Below are 9,448 nucleotides of genomic sequence, written 5' to 3'. Positions count from 1 at the left end.
GGGGTACGGCGTGGCGGTCGCCGCCGCGCAGGCCGGGCTGCCCTTCGCCGAACTGCGCACCATCTCCAACCCGATCGGCCCGCGCGACCGGGACGCCTGGCGGCTGCGCGAAGCCCTCGCCGCCCTGACCGCAGCGGCCCCGGCACTGCGCTGACCAGGCCCGCGTTCAGGAAAACCAGCGCTTGCCGGGTTGGCTGAGGCGCAGTGCCGCCGGACGGCGTGCCTCGATCTCGAAGCCGCACGCCAGCAGCAGCTCGGTGCCGAACCCCTCGGCGATGGCGGCCGCGTCGTCGATGCCCGCCTCGCGCATGTCAGCCACCAGCGCGGTGACCAGCCGACGTCCGAGCCCCAACCGCCGATAACGGGGATCAACCAGCACGCCGTCGAGCACCATCTCCCGCTCTGGCATGCCCGGATGCCACTCCCCGAACTCCAGGAACGGGCTGCGCTCGTGGGCCCGCAGTTCACCAACCAGCGCCCCGTCGGGAAGCTCGGCGAGGTACCGCCAGGAGGTGGCCGGCAGGTCGCCACCGATCACCCGACGCACCCGCGCAGTCCGTCGGACCTCGGCACCCCACCGTCGGTTGTCGCGGTAACGCCGGTTGCGCTCGTAGGCGGCCGGTGGCAGCGGAAGTGGATATCGCTGGGGCGGCAACCTGTACCACTCCGCCCACCAGGCACCGGGCCAGTCCCGAGGCTCGTGGACCGGCCACACGTCCAGGTGAGCCGGGTAACGGCGGTCTGCCTCGTCCCGCATGTCGTCGTGCGGCACCGGCGTGGGTTCTGTGATGCCGGAGATCGCGGTCGAGGTGCCGATGACCAACTGCCCACCCGCTGCCCGGACGAGACGCTCCACTGTCCGGAATCGGGGATCGGCCGACCGCCCCGACTCGATCCGGGCCAGCGTCGGCTGCGGCACCCCGGACCTCTCGGCCAACTGCCGCTGACTCAGATCGGCCCGCCGACGCAGAGCGCGCAGCGCCAGGCCAAGCTCGACGCCATTGCCCTCGCTGGCGCCATTGCCCCCGTCGGTGCCGTCGCCCCCGTCGGCGTGGTCGCCCTCGTCGGCGCCGCTGCCCCCGTCGGTGTGGTCGCTCGCCTCGGTCACGGACCGATGCTCCCCGCTGGTCAGCCCACTATCAACACCCTCATCGGGACTGTGGATAAAGCTGTGGACAACCCCTCCGGTCGGTGGACGACCTACTCCGCAGACCTCCTTTGGAGCTGAATCGTCTGCGACATCATCACGACCCGCACCACCACGACCCGCGCCACCACGGCCTCCATCACCACGGCCCGCACCACCACGACCTGCACCACCACGACCTGCACCACCACGACCCGCACCACCACGACCTACATCGCCACGGCCCGCGCCACCACGACCCGCGCCACCACGGCTTCCATCACCACGACCCGCGCCACCACGGCCTCCATCACCACGGCCTGCGCCACCACGGCCTACATCACGACGACGGCGGACCGCTGCGGCCCACACCACGACCCCGCACACCGCTGTGGTCGCGCCACGACTTCGGGCCACTCCGGAACACGTCGGCCGCACCAGGACTGCGGACCCTGCGGCCCCGGGTCCAGCGCGATTCGTTTGCGACATCAGCTCCAAAGGGAGTCCGTGGGAGGTACGGACCCCGCGCCCCGGGCGGATCACCGCCCACGCTGCTGCCGGCGGCTGGCCACACTCCCGGTGCCGCCGGCCGTTCGTCGCGGACCTCCCGTCACGGACCCCCGGTCACGGACCTCCGTCGCGGACCTCCCGTCACAGATCTTCGGTCACGGATCTCGATCACGGATCTCCCGTCACGGACCTCCCGTCGGCGATCTCCGCCGCCGATCTCCGTCGCGGATCACACTGAGCGGGGTGGGCGCGGGCGGCGAGGCGGGGGCGGGGCTAGCGTGGGGGTGTGGCGCTCTCCCTGGCGATCTCGCCCTGCCCCAACGACACGTTCGTCTTCCACGCGCTGGTGCACGGGCTGGTGCCCGACGCGCCGCCGGTCGAGGTGACGTACGCCGATGTCGACGTCACCAACACGGCGGCCGAGCGGGGCGCGTTCGACCTGGTGAAGGTGAGCTTCGCGGCGCTGCCCTGGCTGCTCGACGACTACCACCTGCTGCCCTGCGGCGGCGCACTCGGTCGCGGGTGCGGCCCGCTGGTGCTCACCCGCGGAGATCGTGACGGCGGGCCGGACCGCACCGACCTGACCGGCGCGACGGTGGCGGTGCCGGGCGACCGGACCACCGCGTACCTGCTGTTCCGGCTCTGGTCGGCCGGGCGACCGCCGGCCCGGATCGAGGTGGTTCCGTTCCACGAGATCATGCCGGGCGTGGCGGCGGGGCGCTACGACGCTGGGCTGGTCATCCACGAGGCGCGGTTCACCTACCACCGGCACGGCCTGAGCGCCCTGGTCGACCTCGGCGAATGGTGGGAAACCGACACCGGCCTGCCCATCCCGCTCGGCGCGATCCTGGCCAAGCGCGGCGCGGTCGACCCGGAGGCCGCGGCCGGTTGGATCCGCGAGTCGGTCCGGCAGGCCTGGGCGGACCCGGCGGCCAGCCGGGAGTACGTGCTGGCGCACGCCCAGGAGATGGAGCTCGACGTGGTGGACAGGCACATCGGCCTCTACGTCAACGAGTTCACCGCGGACCTGGGCGAAGCCGGTTTCGCCGCGGTGGCGGCACTGCTCGACCGGGCCGCCACCGCCGGCCTGGTGCCTCAGACCTCCAGCTCGCGGGCCACCGCGTGGACCAGCTGAGCGATCTTCTGCGCGGCCTTCCTGTCCGGGTACCGTCCCCGGCGCAGGTCCGGCTGAACCTTCGCCTCCAGCACCTTGATCATGTCTTCGACCAGGCCGTGCAGTTCCTCGGCCGGTCGACGGCGCAGCTCCGCCATCGACGGCGGCGCGTCCAGCAGCTTGACTCCCATGGCCTGCGCGCCCCGGCGGCTGTCCACCACGCTGAAGTCGACCCGTTGGCCACCCTTGAGGTCGGTGACACCCGCCGGCAGCGCCCCCTTGGGCAGGAACACGTCGCCGCCCTCGTCACTGGTGACGAAGCCGTATCCCTTGGCCGTGTCGTACCACTTCACTCGACCCGTAGGCACCTGAAAACCCCTGCTTCACTTGAGCCGCTACTGCTCCAAGGCTAGCTGGATCATCCCGTCGAGCGCCGCTGGGAATTCGGTGAGCTCGTCCAGCACCACTTCCGCCCCCGCCGCGCGCAGCTCAGCCCGGGAGCACGGGCCGGTCGCGACACCGATGCCGGGCACCCCGGCAGCTGCCGCCGCCGACATGTCCGCCACGTGGTCACCGACGTAGTGGGTGGCGCCGTGCTCCCGCAGGGCGGTCGCCTTCTGCTCGGCGAACAGGTCGCCGGCCAACTCGTCGACAGTGAGGCCGAGATGGTCCAGGTGCAACCGGGCCAACCGGCCGATCTTGGAGGTGACCACCAGCACCCGGCCACCCCGGTCCCGGATCGCGTCGATGGCCTCCCGGGCACCGGGCAGCAGGAGCGTCGGCGTGATCGCGTACGCCGGGTACAGCTCGCGGTACACCCGTACGGCCGACTCGACCTGCTCCGGCGGGAACCAGTGCGCGATCTCGGTACGCAGCGGCGGCCCCAGCCGGGACACCGCCAGCTCGGCGTCGACCGGCACACCGGTCCTCGCGGTCAGCGCCCGGTACGCCGCGGCGATGCCGGGGCGGGAGTCCACCAGGGTCATGTCGAGGTCGAATCCGACGGTCAGTGCGGGCATGTCGAGAAACGTACCGGCTACTCCCGGTCGGCCGGACGTCCGAGGGGCGCGGAAGCCCGATGCCGGGCTAGCGTGGAAAGACGATGACCACCTCACTCGCCGACCACCTGCGGTCGCTGCCCGACGAGTCACTGGCCGCGCTCCTCCAGCTGCGGCCCGACCTCGTCGTGCCCGTGCCGGCCGATGTCTCCGCCCTGGCCATCCGGGCCCAGTCCCGGGTCTCCGTGGCCCGCGCGCTGGACGGGCTGGACCAGTTCACCCTCCAGATCCTCGACGCCGCCCGCCTCACCCGGAACCCGGACGACGCCACCACGGCCACCGACACCGTGCTCGCGATGGCGACCGCCGGGCCGCAGCCGCCGGCTCCGACGGCCGTCCGGGCCGCCGTGGGCCGACTGCGTGCGCTCTTCCTGCTGTACGGCCCGGAGCACGCGCTCCAGGTGGTGCCCGCCGTCGACGAGGTGTCCCCGTACCCCGCCGGGCTCGGCCGGCCGGCTGCGGAGCTGGACCCGCGCACGGCAGCGCTCTGCGCGGACCCGGCGAAACTCCGACGGACGGTGCTCGCCGCCCCACCCTCGGCCCGGGCGATCCTGGACCGGTTGGCGGCCGGCCCACCGGTCGGCAGCGTTCCGCCGGGAGCGTTGCAGGCGCCGCCGCTCGGTACGGAGGACCCGGTCCTCTCCGACCCCACCAACGGGGGTGCCCCGACCGGCTCCCCGGTGCGGTGGCTCGTCGACAACCGGCTGCTGGTCCCCGTGACGACCGGCTCGTCCACGGCCAGCGGAACTGTGGAGCTGCCCCGCGAGGTCGGCCTGCTGCTGCGCCGCGACACCGGCCCGCTCGGGCCCCTGCGCACCAGCCCACCGCCGGTGGCCGCGGCACCGCGGGAGCCGAAGGCTGTCGACTCGGCCGGGGCCGGGCAGACCATGGAGGTGGTCCGGAACACCGAAGGGCTGCTGGAGCAACTCGCCGACGAGCCCGCGCCGGTGCTGCGTTCGGGTGGCATCGGTGTGCGGGATCTGCGCCGGTTGGCGCGCACCGCCGGGCTGGACGAACCGACCACCGCGCTGCTGCTGGAGGTCGCGTACGCGGCGGGGCTCGCCGGTGAGCTGGAGATACCCGGGTCGGCCACCGGCCGGTACGGGGCGGACCAGCAGGTGCTGCCGACCGGCGGGTACGAGGTGTGGCGAGCCGCCTCACTGGCCCAACGGTGGGAGCAGCTCGCCCGAGCGTGGCTGACCATGACCCGGCAGGTGGGGCTGGTCGGCCGCCGGGACGACCGGGACCGCCCGATCGCCGCGCTCTCCGCCGAGGCCGAACGGGCCGGCGTGCCGGCCACCCGACGGGCGGTGCTGGGCGTACTCGCCGATCTGGAACCGGCCACCGCACCCACCCCGCAGGAGGTGCAGGACCTGCTGGACTGGCGGGCCCCGCGCCGCAGCCGGGGCCGGGACGCCGCCCACCGGGAGGTGCTGGCCGAGGCCGCGCAGCTGGGCGTGACGGGGTTGGGGGCGCTCACCACGTACGGTCGGCTGCTGCTGGGTGACCTGACGTCGACCGACGAGCGGACCGACGACCCGCTGGGCGTGCACGCGGACATCGAGAGCGGTGACCCGTCCAGTGCCGCCCGGGCGCTGGACGCGTTGCTGCCCGCACCGGTCGACCACTTCCTGGTGCAGGCCGACCTGACCGTGGTGGTGCCCGGCCCACCCGAGCCGGCGCTCGCCGCCGAACTGGAGGCGATGACCGAGCTGGAGTCGGCCGGTGGGGCCAGCGTGCACCGGGTCACCACGGCGAGCGTGCGACGGGCACTGGATTCCGGCTACACCGCCGACGACCTGCACGACGTGTTCCGGCGCCGGTCACGTACCCCGGTGCCGCAGGGGCTCACCTACCTGATCGACGACGTGGCCCGTAAGCACGGCGGGCTGCGGGTCGGCCTGGCCGGGGCGTACCTGCGCAGCGACGACGAGACGCTGATCAGCGAGGTGCTGGCCGACCGGCGACTGGAGTCGTTGGCGTTGCGCCGGCTGGCGCCGACGGTGCTGTGCACGCAGTACCAGGTTGGCCGGTTGCTGGGCGCGCTTCGCGACGCCGGGTACGCGCCGGTGCAGGAGGACGGCACCGGCAGCACCGTGCTGGCCCGGCCGCGCATCCGGCGGGCCCCGCCCCGGGTGTCGGTGACCAGTCGTACGACCGATCCGCTGGCCGCCCCGAAGCTGCCCATGCCCCGGCTGCTCGGCGTGGTGGAGCACATCCGGCGGGGCGACGCGGCGGCGCGGGCGGCCCGACGCGCACCGGCGGTGGTGCGCGGCGGTGCTCCGGGGTTGGGCGGCGGTCCAGTGCCGGCGCACACCCACAGTGAGGCCCTGGCTGTGCTCCAGCAGGCGGTCCGGGACAAGGCGCTGGTCTGGGTCGGTTACGTCGACGCGCACGGGGCGACCGCGTCGCGCCTACTCAAACCGGTTTCGATCGGTGCCGGCTACCTGCGGGCCGAGGATGAGCGGACCGCGATGCTGCACACGTTCGCGTTGCACCGGATCACCGCGGCGGTGGTGGCGGACTGTCCGACGGCGCCGTCGCGCGGGGCGCTGTCGGTCAGCGGCGGCTCCGGCGCACGGTGCCGATCACCGAGATGACCAGCAGCAGCGCGAAGCCGGCGCCGGCGGCCTCCCCGACCGAGTCGATGAAGCCCTGCTGGAGCACCAGCCAGCCGAAGAGGAACCACCCGAGCAGGAGCGTCGCCGCGACGGCGTACGCGATCACGGTCGCTCGGGACACCTCGTCCGGTGCTGCTTGCTCATGCTCCGCGATCACGTCATGGTCGACCGTCATGCCCAGCCTCCCCGCCCGGTCCGGCCCTGGACTCCAAGAGTGACACTCGAGAGTCCGGTCGGACAGGGGGTCACCGCCGCAATTCGCTGCGTGTCGCTCAGGTGCCGGGGCGGCGGCCGATCAGCACCACCCGGGTGCCGACCTTGCCGAGTTCCCACATCCGGACGGCGTCGGCGTGCAGCAGATTGACGCAGCCGTGCGAGCCGATCGACTTCTCGTGCAGGTAGGTGGTGGTCTCGTGGAAGCCCATCCCCTGGGTGAAGTGCTGCCAGTACGGCAGCCACACCTCGTACGGGTCGGACCATTCCTTGGGGTTGCGGTAGTTGACGGTGTAGGTGCCGGCCGGGGTGCGGTAGCCGGACATGCCGGTGCGGGTCACCGTCGGCGCCATGATCACTTTGCCGGCGCGGAGCGCCCAGACGGTCTGTCGGGTCAGGTCCACGCAGAACGTGGTGCCTGTGCCGCCCTTGCAGCGGGCCGGGTCGGTGGTGGCGAGGCGCTGGGCCACGTCGAGGGTGGTCGGCCCGGCGCGACCCTCGACGGGGCGAATGCCGTACCTCTTCTGGAACTTCTTGATCGCCGCGCAGTCGGCGGCGGACTGCCGGCCGTCAACGGTCACCGCCCCGAACCCACCCAACCGGGCCAGGTAGGTCTCCACCGCGCGCTGGTGCTGGCCCTGGGGGCAGCCGGCGACGGTCGGCGTACCGCTGGGGGTCGGCTTGGCCGTGCTCGTGCGGGTCGGCTTCGGCGTGGGTTTCCGGGAGGGTTTCGGGGTGGCTACGGCCGACGTGGACGGGCCGTGCTGGTCCGGCCGGGGCGTGTCGCTCGCCCCCGTTGCCCGTTCTGCCGCACCGGCTGGGGCGGCTCCCCCGCCACCACTCCCACCGGACTGCGGCTCGAACGCGCACGCACCCGCGCCGACCAGCACGACCACCACGAGGGCGAGCAGCCGGGAAGTGGTCCGAAAGTGCTTCATGGAGCCCTCCCCTGACAATCGTCCCCTTCTTAGACGTTCGTGAGTGCCGTCACGGTTGCGGCGGGTGCGCATCTTTCTTCCGCCGTCCCGCATCGTGCAACACTGGATGGTCGGCCAGCGGCGGGTATGCGACCCGTTTCGGCCGACGGCCAACCGAGGAGAGGACGCTGGCGTGAGCGGTGGACCACTGATCGTGCAGTCGGACAAGACCCTGCTGCTGGAGATCGACCACCCCGACGCGCAGGCCTGCCGGATGGCGATCGCGCCGTTCGCGGAGCTGGAACGCTCGCCGGAGCACGTGCACACGTACCGCCTGACCCCGCTGGGTCTGTGGAACGCCCGCGCCGCGGGACACGACGCCGAGGGTGTCGTCGACTCGCTGATCAAGTACTCCCGCTACCCGGTGCCGCACGCCCTGCTGGTGGACGTGGCCGAGACGATGGACCGGTACGGCCGGTTGCAGCTCGCCAACGACCCGGCGTACGGGCTGGTGCTGCGCGCACTGGACCGGCTGGTGCTGATCGAGGTGGCCAAGAGCAAGAAGCTCGCCGGGATGCTCGGCGACAAGATCGACGACGACACGATCCGGGTGCATCCGTCCGAGCGGGGCCGACTCAAGCAGGCGCTGCTGAAGTTGGGTTGGCCGGCGGAAGACCTGGCCGGTTACGTCGACGGTGAGGCGCACCCGATCGAGCTGGCCGAAGCCGGCAAGGACGGGCGCAAGCCGTTCACGCTGCGGTCGTACCAGCGGGAAGCCGTCGAGGCGTTCTGGGCCGGCGGGTCGGGGGTGGTGGTGCTGCCGTGCGGCGCCGGCAAGACCCTGGTCGGCGCGGCGGCGATGGCCGAGGCGAAGGCGACGACGCTGATCCTGGTCACCAACACGGTGGCGGGACGGCAGTGGAAGCGGGAGCTGATCGCCCGCACCTCGTTGACCGAGGAGGAGATCGGCGAGTACTCGGGCGAGCGCAAGGAGATCCGCCCGGTCACCATCGCCACGTACCAGGTGCTCACCTCGCGGCGCGGCGGCGCGTTCACCCACCTTGACCTGTTCGGGGCCCGTGACTGGGGCCTGGTCGTCTACGACGAGGTGCACCTGCTGCCCGCGCCGATCTTCCGGTTCACCGCGGACCTCCAGGCCCGCCGCCGGCTGGGCCTGACGGCGACCCTGGTACGTGAGGACGGCCGCGAGGGTGACGTGTTCAGCCTCATCGGCCCGAAGCGGTACGACGCGCCGTGGAAGGACATCGAGTCGCAGGGCTGGATCGCCCCGGCCGAGTGCACCGAGGTACGGGTGACCCTGACCGACGCGGAGCGGATGTCGTACGCGACGGCGGAGGCCGAGGAGCGCTACCGGATGGCGGCGACCGCCCGCACCAAGCTGCCGGTGGTCAAGGCGCTTGTCGACCGGCACCCGGAGGACCAGGTGTTGGTGATCGGCGCGTACATCGACCAGTTGCACCAGCTCGGCGAGTACCTCGACGCGCCGATCATCCAGGGCTCGACCACGAACAAGGAGCGGGAGCGGCTCTTCGACGCGTTCCGCACCGGGGAGATCCGCACGTTGGTGATCTCGAAGGTCGGCAACTTCTCCATCGACCTGCCCGAGGCGGCGGTGGCGATTCAGGTGTCCGGGACGTTCGGGTCACGCCAGGAGGAGGCGCAGCGCCTGGGCCGGGTGCTCCGGCCTAAGGCCGACGGCCGGCAGGCGCACTTCTACACAGTGGTGTCCCGGGACACGATCGACACGGAGTACGCGGCCCACCGGCAACGCTTCCTCGCCGAGCAGGGGTACGCGTACACGATCGTCGACGCCGACGACGTCCTCGGCCCGTCCCTGCCGTCCTTCGACTGATTCCGCGCTGCGCGGC

8 protein-coding genes and 2 pseudogenes are annotated in these 9,448 nt (G+C 72.5%); 4 read left to right on the top strand and 6 right to left on the bottom strand.

Annotated features, from left to right (window positions below):
- Window positions 1-154 (top strand): annotated as a pseudogene (locus KBX53_RS12070) (futalosine hydrolase); the annotation flags it as partial.
- Window positions 155-166: 12 nt separating this feature from the next.
- Here KBX53_RS12070 and KBX53_RS12065 read toward each other — a convergent pair.
- Both KBX53_RS12065 and KBX53_RS12060 read right to left on the bottom strand, forming a co-directional pair.
- Window positions 167-1,108 (bottom strand): GNAT family N-acetyltransferase, encoded by a 942-nt coding sequence (locus KBX53_RS12065; RefSeq protein WP_210859190.1) that lies wholly within the window; start codon window positions 1,106-1,108, stop codon window positions 167-169.
- Window positions 1,109-1,200: 92 nt separating this feature from the next.
- Entirely contained in the window at window positions 1,201-1,353 is a 153-nt protein-coding gene (locus KBX53_RS12060; protein ID WP_156057358.1) for a hypothetical protein, read from the bottom strand.
- A 569-nt stretch (window positions 1,354-1,922) separates the two neighbouring features.
- Between KBX53_RS12060 and KBX53_RS12055 the strand changes: the two genes are divergently transcribed.
- Complete coding sequence (locus KBX53_RS12055) at window positions 1,923-2,771, top strand: 1,4-dihydroxy-6-naphthoate synthase (RefSeq protein ID WP_030329650.1); 849 nt, start codon at window positions 1,923-1,925, stop codon at window positions 2,769-2,771.
- Here KBX53_RS12055 and KBX53_RS12050 read toward each other — a convergent pair.
- Window positions 2,732-3,118, bottom strand: coding sequence for a cold-shock protein (locus KBX53_RS12050; RefSeq protein ID WP_030329652.1), 387 nt, complete (start codon window positions 3,116-3,118; stop codon window positions 2,732-2,734). The two genes, KBX53_RS12055 and KBX53_RS12050, sit on opposite strands and share 40 nt — an antisense overlap.
- A 27-nt stretch (window positions 3,119-3,145) precedes the next feature.
- A complete protein-coding gene (locus KBX53_RS12045) occupies window positions 3,146-3,769 on the bottom strand; it encodes an HAD family hydrolase (protein WP_210859188.1) in 624 nt (207 codons plus the stop codon).
- Between the two features lie 83 nt (window positions 3,770-3,852).
- Here KBX53_RS12045 and KBX53_RS12040 point away from each other — a divergent pair.
- A pseudogene (locus KBX53_RS12040) lies at window positions 3,853-6,333 on the top strand (helicase-associated domain-containing protein); the annotation flags it as partial.
- Between the two features lie 34 nt (window positions 6,334-6,367).
- Here KBX53_RS12040 and KBX53_RS12035 read toward each other — a convergent pair.
- Together KBX53_RS12035 and KBX53_RS12030 are read right to left on the bottom strand one after the other, a co-directional pair.
- On the bottom strand, window positions 6,368-6,604 hold the full coding sequence (locus KBX53_RS12035; protein WP_030329658.1) for a hypothetical protein: 237 nt from the start codon (window positions 6,602-6,604) through the stop codon (window positions 6,368-6,370).
- Window positions 6,605-6,701: 97 nt separating this feature from the next.
- A complete protein-coding gene (locus KBX53_RS12030; protein WP_210859186.1) occupies window positions 6,702-7,580 on the bottom strand; it encodes a L,D-transpeptidase family protein in 879 nt (292 codons plus the stop codon).
- Between the two features lie 172 nt (window positions 7,581-7,752).
- On the opposite strand from KBX53_RS12030, the gene KBX53_RS12025 reads away from it, so the two are divergent.
- Window positions 7,753-9,432: a DNA repair helicase XPB gene (locus tag KBX53_RS12025; RefSeq protein WP_030329662.1), complete on the top strand. Its 1,680-nt coding sequence runs from the start codon at window positions 7,753-7,755 to the stop codon at window positions 9,430-9,432.
- Window positions 9,433-9,448 lie beyond the last annotated feature (16 nt).

Source organism: Micromonospora sp. M51 (assembly GCF_018070305.1).
Lineage (GTDB): Bacteria > Actinomycetota > Actinomycetes > Mycobacteriales > Micromonosporaceae > Micromonospora > Micromonospora parva.
The sequence above is the reverse complement of the archived record's forward strand: the minus strand, read 5'-3'. Positions and strand labels throughout refer to the sequence as shown.

Excerpts from the sequence above, each read along its gene's own strand:
- KBX53_RS12030 (WP_210859186.1), bottom strand. The coding sequence starts at position 7,580 with ATGAAGCACTTTCGGACCACTTCCCGGCTGCTCGCCCTCGTGGTGGTC.
- KBX53_RS12035 (WP_030329658.1), bottom strand. The coding sequence starts at position 6,604 with ATGACGGTCGACCATGACGTGATCGCGGAGCATGAGCAAGCAGCACCG.
- KBX53_RS12045 (WP_210859188.1), bottom strand. The coding sequence starts at position 3,769 with ATGCCCGCACTGACCGTCGGATTCGACCTCGACATGACCCTGGTGGAC.